Consider the following 12,096-nt stretch of genomic DNA (forward strand, 5'->3'; position numbering starts at 1 on the left):
GTTAATGTTTTATAATGAAATAATTGTTTTAAGAGTAGGTTTTTAAAGGGGTAAAAGTATAATAACTTCGCATTCGTAATGCGAAGGTCGTAGGTTCGACTCCTATTATCGGCACCATTCAAACATCTTCTAACGTCTACTAAAGTTCACTCAAACCCCTTATACTCTGCATTGTGTCGCTCCTGATAGTATTTTTACGTCTACCGACATACCCCAAAATCTACATGCTTCTGGGGGTACATTCGGGGGTATGTGCTGTTAGGTCTTGTGGAGATACCCCCAATGAAGCTCAACGCCCGCCAGGTTGATACCGCTAAACCAAAAGATAAACCCTATAAACTTGCTGATGGTGGTGGGCTTTATCTTCTGGTTAACCCAAATGGTGCACGATACTGGCGGCTTAAGTATCGTGTAGCAGGCAAAGAAAAGCTGCTGGCTCTGGGGGTATATCCAGACGTTACCCTCGCAGATGCGCGGGCTAAACGTGATGAGGCAAAAAGGGGGATCGCCGGGGGCATCGACCCTAGCGAAGCAAAGCGGGAAGAAAAGATATCCCGAGAGTTAAATGTCAGGAATACATTTCAGGAAATAGCCTGCGAATGGCATTCCAGCAAGCTCTATAAATGGTCTGAGGGGTACGCCTCGGACATTATGGAAGCATTCAATAAGGATGTTTTTCCGTACATTGGTAAAAAACCGATCTCGGAAATCAAACCGCTAGAATTGCTTAATGTGCTTCGCCGAATGGAGGGGAGAGGGGCAACGGAGAAGGCTAAGAAGGTTAGGCAGCGCTGCGGTGAAGTTTTTCGCTATGCCATTGTTACTGGCCGGGCTGAATACAATCCAGCGCCAGATCTCACCAGCGCTATGCAGGGGCATGAATCCAGCCACTATCCTTTCCTGAATGCGCCTGAGCTTCCCGCATTTTTTGAGGCGCTATCACGTTACTCAGGTAGTGAGCTGGTGGTATTGGCCGCGCGTTTGCTGATCATCACTGGTTTAAGAACAGGTGAACTCCGAGGAGCTACATGGCAGGAAATCGACGTTGATGCTGCTGTTTGGGAGATTCCGGCGGAACGAATGAAGATGCGCCGCCCACACATAGTGCCATTGTCATTACAGGCGCAAGCCATAATCATGCGTATCCGGGAAATGACAGGCCGCTATCCCTATATATTCCCTGGGCGTAATGATCCGCGTAAAACCATGAGTGAAGCCAGCATTAACCAGGTTTTTAAACGCATCGGGTATGCCGGGAGAGTAACAGGCCACGGTTTCCGCCACACCATGAGTACCATTCTCCACGAACAGGGCTATAACACCGCATGGATTGAAACGCAGCTCGCCCACGTCGATAAAAACTCTATTCGAGGCACATACAACCACGCTCAATATCTCGATGGCCGCCGGGAAATGCTTCAATGGTATGCCGACTATATGGATGCGCTGGAACACCATGAAAACGTGGTTCATGGGCGTTTTGGTAAATCCTCATGACTGGATGAATAGACAGTGATAGCTGATGCGGGTAGACTTCAGTAGACGAACAAAGAATAGGCTATGTCTAGGCTGATCCCCGAAAACCCGTACACCTCTGCGGGCTGACATAGCCCCCAAAATCAGAGGGCGCGAGGTGGCGTTATGTTAGATATCGCTGAAGTGCTCAAAGCACGAGAAAATGAGTTTATCAGTTTAAGAGAATTGATTACTCGTATCAGACTACAGCAACCACATGTCAGTGAATCCGATATCGCAAGTTTTCTTTACATTGAAAATAGTGATAGAGCGCTCCCTGAGTGGGTGAAGCAAGGTATTGCAAGCACGATTGAAGGAACCGATGGTGGATACCAGGATTCAGAATTGGTAACTCTCCTGAAAGTTATTCATGAGGAAGGGCATATGCCTGAGGTGACTCCGCCATCTGAGCCTCCTATGGACTTCGATGATGATATTCCATTCTAGATCTGGAGGTTAATGTTATGGCGGGATGGGGACAGCCGGTGAAAGACCATTGGTCAGCACCAGCATTTGATACTTATGGCTTTAGGCGCTCCGAGTTGAAGCAGTTAGCGGATAAGCTTGGAATTGACCTTTCAACTCCTCTTGAGGAGGTTAAGCCCACACCACTGAATGGTGTTGAGCAAAAACCACTTAGTGAAGCTGATGTTGAGATCCTGAAAATGGAAATTGACACACTTAAAAAGCAGGTTAGAAAGCTCGAAAATGAACGCCCTATTTTAATTAACAGGTATCGGGAAGATGACCCTCTATACCTTGCGATTAAAATTCGGAACCAAGAATGGGCAAAGTACGATCCTGAGAATGATAGGCAAACAAGAGGCAACCAAACAGCGATTGTGAAAGACCTGGAGGATAAGGGTTTTTCGAATGTCCAGGCCAAAGCAATCGAAATGGTCGCCTGCCCAATTAAACGTTAAGCAATTAACACCCTCAGGGATTATGCTGCATGATGCTTACCCTCAGGGTGAAAATGAAATTTTATCCGTACCCTCATGGCAGCACCTGGCTTACCCTGAGGGTACGATTACAAATAGATTCGCCGATTACCCTTAGCCCTTAGGGTTTATAACTAAGAAAAATCCCTCATGCCTGAGGGTATGATTTTTTTAGCTTTTTTCATGCCATCATTAATCTCGTAAACCGCAATGGACGTTACGAGGTAAATATGTCTCAGTCATTAATTAGATTTGCCGAGGTACAAAAGCGTACTGGCTATAGTAAGGCGTGGTTATACCGTCTTATGAGCGAGAAACGCTTTCCCGCAGCAATTAAAATTGGTTCCCGCTCTATCGCTTTTATTGAAAGTGAAATTGACGAGTGGATTAATCAGCGCATCGCTGAGTCGCGTGGCGAGGTGGCGTAATGGAAAAGAAAAACCGCCCCGTACAGCAGGCGGCTAACTCAGATATTCGCACGTCTGATATTACGCCGACCACCAGCCCGGTACAAGTACCTAAGCGTACCCCAAAGAAACACCGCGCCCGCGTCTATATGCTGCGCACTGGCGTAGAGGGATGGACAGAAAATGATATTCTGCGCTACTGCCGTCTTTCATCCGGGCGTAATTATGCGTCTGAACTGGAGCGCCAGCTTGATATTCAACTAGAGCGTATCGACGAGAAAAACCCGGATGGTATCGGCGCACACCTGCGCTACCGCTTTTCCTGCCGTGGCGACGTTCTCAAGGTGATCCAACTTGTGAACCATAACGCCACCATTAATGAACATCACGGGTTATCTCAGCAGGATATTGCCGACATTCTGAACCTCTACCCGGACGCATTTAACGCCGCATAACGGAGCCGAAAACATGACTATCGAAAAAAGCCGATTCAATTCGGAGGCCGCCCCACAATCCAATGCTTGCCAGGGCGAACATAGCAATAATGACTTTGCCGCGATTGTTCCCGTTATTTCCGGTCAAATTGGCGGGCGTGAGGCCAGTATTGTTAGCGCTAAGGCACTGCATAAAGCGCTCGGAGTAGGTAACGACTTTTCAACCTGGATCAAACTACGCATTGATGAATATGGCTTTAGCCTGAGTGCTGATTACGTAGTTTTTGATTCCTCAGATTTCAGGAATCAAAGTTCAAATTTTGAACAGGGTAGCCCCGGATGGGTGACAAAGCGTGGCGGCGACCGTCGCAGTAAAGATTATGGCCTTTCTCTGGGAATGGCTAAAGAACTGGCAATGGTTGAGCGAAACGAACAAGGTCGCGCCGTTCGCCGTTACTTTATTCAGTGTGAAGAAGCCCTACAGCGCAGCGTGCCAGAGATTGCCGCTCAGTATCGCCGCCAGCTCAAAGCCCGTATCGGTGCCGCCAGCCTGTTTAAACCGATGTGCGTAGCACTGGAAAGCGCCCGCGCAGAACAGGGTAAACAGACGCAGGCTCGCCACTACAGCAACGAGAGTAATATGATCGCCCGCATTGTTTTGGGTGGCATGACGGCGAAGCAGTGGGCGCAGGCGAATAGCATTACTGGCGAACCACGCGACAGCATGAACGCCGGGCAACTGGAACACCTCACCTACCTGGAGAGTACCAACATTACGCTGATTGATATGGGTATGGGATATGACCAGCGTAAAGCCGAGCTAATCCGCCTTTCTCAGCGCTGGTTAGCTAAACATCTGGGGGCTAATCATGCTTAATGCCGCCGTCCAGAATAAAGTCTTTCCCCTGGCTGGCCTGATGTGTACCTTGCGCGGGATCGCGCACACGCACGAGGGTAAAGCTGGCATAACAGTGCCAGCTAATGCCAGCTCCTCATTTTCTCGTCGTGGTGACGAGGAGAGTTTCGAGACCAGTACGCGCACGGGACTTTTTGCACCAGTACGCGCACGCGAGGAAGGTTTTTCTGACATCACTACGCCAGGGGGAAATCATTCTACTGGCGTGAGTTTTCGGAGAAGTACGCGCGTGCGCGAAGGTGAGTTTCTGGAGTCCATAAAAAAGGGCTTGCCGACTATCGCCAACCCGGTTTATGGTTATAGCGCACCAGCAGAATCTGGTGCCGGGATTGGTCTCCCGGTAAATCGAATGGCGACACACGACGCGCCTAGCGTCTTTTTTTGTGCCGTTAGCTCAGTACACCTCTTTTTCAGCGGTACGGGTATTATCCGTGTCGCTCGCAAAATTATGGTGGGCTGCGTGGGGGCTTCTTCGGAAGCGCCGGTGACCATTCGAGCCGGTAAGACCAACTCTGCGCAGTCCACCACCAGCAAGATTGGTCTCTTCGGTGGTGGGTTAATCCCAAATCGAATGGAGGCTGCCGCTATGCTGGCTACTACCCCTACCCAAAATCCGCAATTCATCTGGTTAATCGCAGCCGTTCGCCGCGACATGCCGACAATTACCGCCAAAATCCATCATATCGCTGCTGAATCTGAGCGCGAAGCCCGCCGCACGCTGTCGCGGGATCACGTCTGTTTCTTTGCAGGCCGTATCCGTCAGGAGGTGGCAGCATGAACATTAACGCCTTATACCGCCATCCGTCCGAGCTTGAAGCCGAAGCGATGTTATCCCGCGAGCAGGCTTACCCGGATGATTTTACGCTGGCAGACCGAACAGCAGAACGTATGACCCGCGCCCGTAATGGGCTGGCTCACGTTATGACCGATTTAGCCACTCAACTAAACGATGAACAGGCCGCTATCGTGTATTGCTGGTTGAGTAAAGTCCTGACGATTGTCGATATAGCCAGAATTGATGCGGAGGGCAGCGCATGAGCAACGCACCGACCATTAAATCGGGAAATGCCGACTTATTACACGCCGAAGCCACACCGCACGGCGTCAATATCATGACCCGCAATGATGCCGGGGGATATGAGCAGGTTGCTCTTATCAGCTACGAGAGCGCCGTGAACGGCCTTGACGCCGGAGAGTACGACGACAAGCCAGATATCGGATACGCCATTCATTTTGCCGTTGCTGATGGCGGGGCGCGTGGCTGGTTCGACTTCACCGCGCAGCATAACGTCACCATGTGGCGATGGCTGGTTGCTGCGACGTTCATTTCTGAGATGAAGCGCGAAAACGGCACAACAACCATCACGGAGGATGACGGCAAATCGTCGCTGGTGACGTTTTATTCAAATGGCACGGAGGGGATTGTGGTTTACCCGTTCGCGGAACGTCTGGCGATGGCTAACAATATGGAGGGCGCAATGATTGAGCGCTACGGCATTGAGCAGGGAACAGCGAACGCCATTGTTTTTTATCAGGCCATGATCGACACGGAGCGCGGCGAGTTGACCCCGTTCGGGCGTCAGACGCTGGCAGAGCTACACGATGGATTCATTGCCGATCTGAATGAAAACGGCTTGCCTGAAATGCCAGCGGCGCACTGAGGGAGGTAACACGAATGCGTAATATCGACCTTATCCGCGAAGTGACCAGCGCCGCAGCAGGGCGCTGGCCTTATGTACTGGCTGGCCTGTCTATCGACGTGCCTGATTCATCGCGCCGCCATTCCCCATGCCCTGCATGTGGTGGAAAAGACCGTTTCAGATTCGACGACAACGGGCGCGGTAGCTTTATCTGCAACCAATGCGGCGCTGGCGACGGGCTGGACTTAATCAAACGGGTGAACAACTGCGACACCACAGAGGCGGCGCACCTTGCCGCCGATGTGCTGGGTATTGATTACCGGGCCGCAGAATCAGCACCAGACGCTGCCAGCCAGAGACAGACGCAGTTAGCCGCAGACCGCCAGCAGCGTGAGCAGGAGCGCCAGAAACAGGCAGCAGAGGACGCAGAGCAGCGAAGGGCTACGTTTGCCCGTCTGTATACCGGAATGCGCCTGAGATCCATACAGGGAGAATCTGAGTACCTGCAATCAAAAGGGCTGACCGGGTTTAAATACCCGCTTATGCCCGATGGTTCGTTATTGCTGGAGCTGGTGGACGAGTCCGGCGCAGTGGCAGCAGCGCAGACCATTACACCGCATGGAGAAAAGCGACTCCTGACAGGTTCAGCAAAGCGCGGGGCATATCACGCCGTAAACGCGCCAGAATCGCCGCAGAGCGTTTTAATTGCCGAAGGGCTGGCGACGGCCCTTTCAGTTCACCTGATGCGCCCGGACGCGCTGGCAGTGGCAGCAATTGACGCGGGCAACCTGCTACCCGTTGCCGAAGTGATGCGCCGTAAACACCCGAAGGCGCAAATTATTATCGCCGCAGACAACGACCACCACCAAAACGGAGAAGCCAATACAGGCAGGGAGGCCGCAGAGAAAGCCGCCTTATCCGTGGCTGGCTGGGTATCAATGCCACCGACAGACTACAAAGCCGACTGGAACGACCACCACCAGAAAAACGGGCTGGAAGTCGCTACGGCTGCGTTTAACGATTCGATGTACCAGATTCAAGGGGAAGCCGTGAAACCACGATTGCAGGCCATTGAGGGCGGTAAAACTGACCATCCAGAGAAAGACCCACTAAAACCCCACATTGAGAGCCGCAAAGATGGCGTTTTCTGGGTAACGCCGAAGGTGGACAAGGAAAGCGGGGAGATCATCAACGCTGAAAGCTGGTTATGTTCACCGTTGGAGGTTATCGGCACGGGACGCGACGACAAAGATCAGTATCTTATTATCTCATGGCTGGCATTCGGTGCAGGCATACCGACAACAGCGGCTATCCCGCTGGCTGATATTGGCGAGCGTGAAGGCTGGCGCACCCTGAAAGCTGGTGGCGTCAACGTCACAACGAAAAACAGCTTACGGGCGATTCTTGCCGACTGGTTACAGCGAAGCGGCTCGCGTGAATTGTGGCGCGTTGCTCATGCTACAGGCTGGCAGTGCGGGGCATACATCATGCCGGACGGGGAAATTATCGGCACACCTGGGCGCCCTGTTTTGTTCAGCGGGCGCAGTTCAGCCGCTGCCGGGTATACCGTAGCAGGAACGCCGGAAAGCTGGCGTAACAGTGTTGCGCGGCTGGCATACGGTAATTACGCGATGATGACAGGCATCGCCGCAGCACTGGCAGCGCCATTAATCGGGGTGGCAGATCGTGACGGATTCGGGATTCATTTTTATGAGCAATCGAGCGCCGGGAAAACAACCACGCAGAACGTGGCGAGCAGTCTTTACGGCAACCCTGATGCCTTGCGCCTGACGTGGTACGGGACGGCGCTGGGGCTGATAAACGAGGCCGCCGCCCACAATGACGGGCTGATGCCACTGGATGAAGTCGGACAGGGCGCAGACCCGATAAGCGTTTCACAGTCTGCCTATGCTCTTTTTAACGGCGTGGGGAAATTGCAGGGAGCAAAGGAAGGCGGCAACCGGGATCTAAAGCGCTGGCGTACCGTGGCAATCAGTACCGGGGAAATGGATTTAGAAACGTTTATCGCCACCGCAGGACGCAAGACAAAAGCGGGGCAACTGGTGCGCTTGCTGAATATCCCGTTAAGTAAGGCGGTGCGCTTTCATGAACACCAGACAGGGAAAGAACACGCCGACGCGCTGAAAGATGCTTATCAGCACCATCATGGCGCTGCCGGGAGGGAGTGGATCAGATGGCTTTCAGACCACCAGCAACAGGCGATTGATGCCGTTCGTGAGTGTGAGGCCCGCTGGCGCAGTCTAATCCCTGCCGACTATGGGGAACAGGTTCACCGTGTAGGGGCAAGATTTGCCATTCTGGAGGCCGCTTTACTGATGGGTGGCGTGGTTACTGGCTGGGATGCTCAAACGTGTCGGGATGCGATACAGCAAAGCTACAACGCATGGCTGAAAGAGTTCGGCACGGGGAACAAAGAGCACCAGCAGATCATCGAGCAGACGGAGGCGTTTTTAAATGCCTATGGGCTGAGTCGATTCGCGCCGCTGCCTTACGACCCCGCCAGCCTGCCGATTCATAATCTGGCTGGATACAGGCAGCGCGGAAATCATGACGATTCACCGATAACGTTTTACACGTTCCCCGACACTTTCGATAAGGATATTGCTAAGGGGTTTAACAGGCAGCAGGTGGCCCGCGTCCTGAAAGAATCGGGGATGCTTACCCCTTCGGCAGACGGAAAAAAATTTCAGAGGAAAAGCCCGCGCATTCAGGGGAGGCAGATTAACGTTTACGTTTTGCAATTCCTGCCGGATGGGGAGGAAAGCCAGCCAGAGCAATAATCTTTTTCACGTGCGAGGTTTTTTGTGGTAGTTCAGGTGGTTCAGGTGGTTCAGTAAGTAATTATTATTGATTTATAATGTTTTTTTGTAAGAAAGTGAACCACCACTGAACCACCAAACGGGTATTTTGAACCACCAGAGAGAAACGGATTATTTTCACTGGCTGGAAGTGAACCACCAAGCAGGGCGACTGAACCACCAGATAAATTAAAAAGGTGGTTCAGCAAAACCCAGAGCTGGCGCGACCTAGAGGGATACTGAACCACTGAACCACCTGAACCACCAACTTTTTTGTTTATATACAAAAAAATCTGGCGAAGGTGTCCCACAATAAGACGGAGCCGGGTAATCTTCATTAGCAAAACTAATAATTCGAGGTATTCGCAAAATGACAGCACAGATATCAGCCTACGGGCGTTTAGTCGCAGACCCGCAGACCCGCACCACAGCAAACGGTACAAGCATGGCGATGGGACGGTTGGCGGTGGCACTGCCCTGCCATGCAGCAGAGGGCGGAGAGGTTACTTTCTGGCTGGGCGTGGTGGCATTCGGCAAACAGGCCGACGCACTGGCAGGACACGTTAAAGGCGATTTAGTCAGTGTTGCCGGAGCGATGCAGGTCAATCAGTGGGCGGGCAAGGATGGCGGTACACAGCAAGGCTATCAGGTAGTAGCCGACAGCGTGATCAGCGCCAGAACGGTACGCCCCGGCGGGAAGCGGGCCGAATCAGTCAAAGCAAGCGGAGCCAGCAGAGGCCACGCAACACAATCCGCGCCGGGATGGGAGTTATATAACACCCCTGATGATTTTGACCAGCGCCCGCCGTTTGATGATGAAGATCCATTCTGAGGGATATAAGCATGGTAAACGACAGCAAAGCCGGGGCTTTGGAGGCAAAGGGGCTGTATCGCAGGGCAGCTACACGCTGGCAGGAAGTCATGATGCTTTGTGCTAAGGACGATGATCGGGAATGGGTAAAGCAGCGCCGTGATATGTGTCTGACGAACGTGAAGCGCCCGCCAGTGAAAACCGATGATTACGGCGATCTGCATAAAGCAGTCACTGAGACACAACACCGCATGGGGATAGCGCAACCGAACGGTAACGCCTTCCGGTTAAATGGCGGTAAGAAGCAACGACAGACCACCAGCGGGAGCGACAGTTCGCAGTAAGGTTCGCACCAGAACGGCTGTAAATTCTGGACTGTTCTTGACAGATTTTAAACCCTAGTAGCGCTAAACCCGCGCCAGTCGTGGGCTGGAAGCCAGAACGTGATTTAGGTTGTCAAAAATATTCTGGTTCGCGCCATTGGTTCGCAGTACGCAGTCAGGTACGCAGCAAAACTGCGCATTCAGCGTGCGTACCATCTGACGAATTCTAACGGCGGCATTGCGAATGCGTCGTAAATTGCGCAGGGAGTGGTTGAGAAACTTTATTTCCTGCCAGTGTTCACAGGTGCGTAAAATTGCGTGATACGAAACCGATTCGCAGTTGCGTACCAGCCTGTAAGCCGCATTATCGCTGGGTTTCTACAGTCGAAAGCAGTACGCAAAGTGAAAAATCCTCCAAATACGAAACCCGAATATTGCGCAGTAAATTGCGAATTGCGCAGTTCACAAAAAATCTGCGCAAAACGAAACGGATACCAATGCGCAAACCATCCTGAAACCCGCTCCATTACTGGATTTATAGATATACAGTGCGCAAAATAGTGCACAATTCGCAGTCAAATACGCATATTATTTCGTATTCATTTTTGCGCACCGTTCGTAGTTAATGCGCAGTAATTCGCAGGAGGCCAGCCAGTGAGAGACAGAACGCGCAGCTATACCACCGACCTGCCCCGTATAGGCTTGCCATTCCTTGCGAACATGCGTAGCAGGCTGGCGGACGCTGAACAGGGTACGCAGCTTTATACCCAGACCGAAAGCGGAACGTTGTATACCTTCCGGCAAGCCGACAGCTACGCCATGACAATCAACGGCGTGACGCGGGCGATTCGCACCACAACCACACAGGCCGGGTATGGCGTGCGGGAATGGTACGTTTGCCCCCATTGCGTGAAACGGGTAGCGAAGCTGTATATCGGCAAGAAAGACATTGGCTGCCGGGCGTGCTGGAAACTTCACTATAAAAGCCAGAGCGCCGACAAACTGGACAGGATGCGCATGAAGATACGCCAACAGCGATACGCGATATGGGGCAACAATGACCTTACCAACAACCTGTTTAATGATATTCGCATGTTCCCAAAACCAAAGGGGATGCGCTGGGCTACGTTTGACAGGAAGCGGGCAGAGTTGTCAGCAATGGAGGTGGCTTACTGGCAGGCATTCAGTCCGGTAGTAGATAGAATCACGGGCGTGATTGAGCGTAAGGCGGGGAAAGCGGCGCGAGCTATAGGGCTGGAGTTGTAGCGATATTCTGGTTTTCTGACATAATTATGTAAAATCAGCCAGTTACCCACCATAGCAGGAGCTGCCATAGTGACACCACAGGAGATAGCAGCACTGACAGCCGCTAAACTGGAGCATGAAGGCCGCCAGCTTACCCCGGCAGAGGTTCGGGAAATGGAGCGCATTATTGAAGCTGATACAGCCCGGCGCAAACGGTTCGGGGAGATGATGCGATCACCCGCCTACCAGTGGAGGAAGCCAGCGCCGCGCAGGTAGATACGGGATTATTCCGCATGTAACTTATGCGTATTAAGCAAATTTCCTTTATTCACCTTTACAGAATTGTGAGTGCGTCAGTATCGTTATCCTTCCGATTCGCATTTATTCAGGATTTGCATGTACCAGCTAAAGATAACCATCCGAGACAGCAAACCACCTATATGGCGGCGTGTGCTGGTTCCAGAGCAAATCCCCTTTAGTGAACTTCACGCGGTGATCCAGTTGGCTTTTGGCTGGAATGACGAACATCTGTATATGTTCGAGAAAGGGCGTAAAGGTGATCCCGGTAGCGAGTATCGCGTATGGGGTGAGGATGAAAGCATGGGTAATGCGGCAATCACACCACTATGGGCAGCGCTCCAGAATGATGGTGACAAGCTGGTTTACACGTATGACTTTGGCGACTGGTGGGATTGCGTCATTGTGCTGGAGAAGCAAACACACGATACGAGTAATCAGCCCATTAGCTGCCTGCGTGGGAAAGGCACCACCCCGGCGGAAAACTCAGGCGGCTTGCATGGTTACAATGAATTGCTATTACAGGCCAGAGAGTCTGATAATCCTGAGCAGGCCGAGATCCACAATTTCCTGATGCTGGATATTGAACGCCGGGTTTACGACCTGAGCCGCATCAACGACAGATTGCAGGCTATTAACTGACCCGCATGTATTCACCTGATATTTGATGTAGCCCCCTGAAACACCAGACAGTAGCTGTATCTCCAGATAAGAGATAGGCTTGAATATATGTCTAACACTAACACCA

15 protein-coding genes are annotated in these 12,096 nt (G+C 52.0%); 14 read left to right on the forward strand and 1 reads right to left on the reverse strand.

Annotated features, from left to right (window positions below; translation table 11 throughout):
- The first annotated feature begins 282 nt into the window (after positions 1-282).
- From AX755_RS00800 to AX755_RS00845, 10 genes are all read left to right on the forward strand, one after another.
- A complete protein-coding gene (locus tag AX755_RS00800; protein ID WP_062856126.1) occupies positions 283-1,497 on the forward strand; it encodes a tyrosine-type recombinase/integrase in 1,215 nt (404 codons plus the stop codon).
- Between the two features lie 144 nt (positions 1,498-1,641).
- Positions 1,642-1,962, forward strand: coding sequence for a hypothetical protein (locus AX755_RS00805; protein WP_062856127.1), 321 nt, complete (start codon positions 1,642-1,644; stop codon positions 1,960-1,962).
- Positions 1,963-1,979: 17 nt separating this feature from the next.
- Complete coding sequence (locus AX755_RS00810) at positions 1,980-2,438, forward strand: hypothetical protein (RefSeq protein ID WP_062856128.1); 459 nt, start codon at positions 1,980-1,982, stop codon at positions 2,436-2,438.
- 248 nt (positions 2,439-2,686) lie between these two features.
- The gene (locus tag AX755_RS00815; RefSeq protein ID WP_048241341.1) at positions 2,687-2,884 is read left to right on the forward strand and encodes a helix-turn-helix transcriptional regulator; all 198 of its coding nucleotides are present in this window, start codon (positions 2,687-2,689) and stop codon (positions 2,882-2,884) included.
- Positions 2,884-3,318: a hypothetical protein gene (locus AX755_RS00820; protein WP_062856129.1), complete on the forward strand. Its 435-nt coding sequence runs from the start codon at positions 2,884-2,886 to the stop codon at positions 3,316-3,318. Before AX755_RS00815 ends, AX755_RS00820 begins: the two co-directional genes overlap by 1 nt.
- A 13-nt stretch (positions 3,319-3,331) precedes the next feature.
- The gene (locus AX755_RS00825) at positions 3,332-4,174 is read left to right on the forward strand and encodes an antA/AntB antirepressor family protein (RefSeq protein WP_058685478.1); all 843 of its coding nucleotides are present in this window, start codon (positions 3,332-3,334) and stop codon (positions 4,172-4,174) included.
- A gap of 268 nt (positions 4,175-4,442) precedes the next feature.
- Positions 4,443-4,991: a host cell division inhibitor Icd-like protein gene (locus tag AX755_RS24155; protein WP_331710269.1), complete on the forward strand. Its 549-nt coding sequence runs from the start codon at positions 4,443-4,445 to the stop codon at positions 4,989-4,991.
- Positions 4,988-5,251 carry a hypothetical protein gene (locus AX755_RS00835; RefSeq protein ID WP_062856130.1) on the forward strand — a complete coding sequence of 88 codons (264 nt, stop codon included), beginning with the start codon at positions 4,988-4,990 and terminating at the stop codon, positions 5,249-5,251. The genes AX755_RS24155 and AX755_RS00835 overlap by 4 nt, the downstream gene beginning before the upstream one ends.
- Positions 5,248-5,874, forward strand: a complete 627-nt coding sequence (locus AX755_RS00840; RefSeq protein WP_062856131.1) for a hypothetical protein — start codon at positions 5,248-5,250, stop codon at positions 5,872-5,874. The genes AX755_RS00835 and AX755_RS00840 overlap by 4 nt, the downstream gene beginning before the upstream one ends.
- Before the next feature lie 14 nt (positions 5,875-5,888).
- Complete coding sequence (locus tag AX755_RS00845; RefSeq protein ID WP_062856132.1) at positions 5,889-8,654, forward strand: TOPRIM and DUF927 domain-containing protein; 2,766 nt, start codon at positions 5,889-5,891, stop codon at positions 8,652-8,654.
- Positions 8,655-8,704: 50 nt separating this feature from the next.
- On the opposite strand, the gene AX755_RS25250 is transcribed toward AX755_RS00845, so the two are convergent.
- A complete protein-coding gene (locus AX755_RS25250) occupies positions 8,705-8,983 on the reverse strand; it encodes a hypothetical protein (RefSeq protein ID WP_146095403.1) in 279 nt (92 codons plus the stop codon).
- Between the two features lie 59 nt (positions 8,984-9,042).
- Between AX755_RS25250 and AX755_RS00850 the strand changes: the two genes are divergently transcribed.
- The 4 genes from AX755_RS00850 to AX755_RS00870 all read left to right on the forward strand — a co-directional run bounded on the left by AX755_RS00850 (position 9,043) and on the right by AX755_RS00870 (position 11,990).
- Positions 9,043-9,504, forward strand: coding sequence for a single-stranded DNA-binding protein (locus AX755_RS00850; RefSeq protein ID WP_062856133.1), 462 nt, complete (start codon positions 9,043-9,045; stop codon positions 9,502-9,504).
- A gap of 11 nt (positions 9,505-9,515) precedes the next feature.
- Positions 9,516-9,827, forward strand: coding sequence for an ANR family transcriptional regulator (locus AX755_RS00855; protein ID WP_062856134.1), 312 nt, complete (start codon positions 9,516-9,518; stop codon positions 9,825-9,827).
- A gap of 633 nt (positions 9,828-10,460) precedes the next feature.
- The gene (locus AX755_RS00860; protein WP_062856135.1) at positions 10,461-11,072 is read left to right on the forward strand and encodes a hypothetical protein; all 612 of its coding nucleotides are present in this window, start codon (positions 10,461-10,463) and stop codon (positions 11,070-11,072) included.
- Positions 11,073-11,447: 375 nt separating this feature from the next.
- Positions 11,448-11,990, forward strand: a complete 543-nt coding sequence (locus AX755_RS00870; RefSeq protein WP_021548888.1) for a plasmid pRiA4b ORF-3 family protein — start codon at positions 11,448-11,450, stop codon at positions 11,988-11,990.
- Positions 11,991-12,096: the final 106 nt, after the last annotated feature.

Origin of the sequence: Enterobacter sp. SENG-6 (genome assembly GCF_001605945.1) — a bacterium.
GTDB classification, from domain to species: domain Bacteria; phylum Pseudomonadota; class Gammaproteobacteria; order Enterobacterales; family Enterobacteriaceae; genus Enterobacter; species Enterobacter cloacae.

Bases quoted from the DNA above. Each gene is read 5' to 3' on its own strand.
- AX755_RS00800 (WP_062856126.1), top strand. From the start codon at position 283: ATGAAGCTCAACGCCCGCCAGGTTGATACCGCTAAACCAAAAGATAAA.
- AX755_RS00805 (WP_062856127.1), top strand. From the start codon at position 1,642: ATGTTAGATATCGCTGAAGTGCTCAAAGCACGAGAAAATGAGTTTATC.
- AX755_RS00810 (WP_062856128.1), top strand. From the start codon at position 1,980: ATGGCGGGATGGGGACAGCCGGTGAAAGACCATTGGTCAGCACCAGCA.
- AX755_RS00815 (WP_048241341.1), top strand. From the start codon at position 2,687: ATGTCTCAGTCATTAATTAGATTTGCCGAGGTACAAAAGCGTACTGGC.
- AX755_RS00820 (WP_062856129.1), top strand. From the start codon at position 2,884: ATGGAAAAGAAAAACCGCCCCGTACAGCAGGCGGCTAACTCAGATATT.
- AX755_RS00825 (WP_058685478.1), top strand. From the start codon at position 3,332: ATGACTATCGAAAAAAGCCGATTCAATTCGGAGGCCGCCCCACAATCC.
- AX755_RS00835 (WP_062856130.1), top strand. From the start codon at position 4,988: ATGAACATTAACGCCTTATACCGCCATCCGTCCGAGCTTGAAGCCGAA.
- AX755_RS00840 (WP_062856131.1), top strand. From the start codon at position 5,248: ATGAGCAACGCACCGACCATTAAATCGGGAAATGCCGACTTATTACAC.
- AX755_RS00845 (WP_062856132.1), top strand. From the start codon at position 5,889: ATGCGTAATATCGACCTTATCCGCGAAGTGACCAGCGCCGCAGCAGGG.
- AX755_RS00850 (WP_062856133.1), top strand. From the start codon at position 9,043: ATGACAGCACAGATATCAGCCTACGGGCGTTTAGTCGCAGACCCGCAG.
- AX755_RS00855 (WP_062856134.1), top strand. From the start codon at position 9,516: ATGGTAAACGACAGCAAAGCCGGGGCTTTGGAGGCAAAGGGGCTGTAT.
- AX755_RS00870 (WP_021548888.1), top strand. From the start codon at position 11,448: ATGTACCAGCTAAAGATAACCATCCGAGACAGCAAACCACCTATATGG.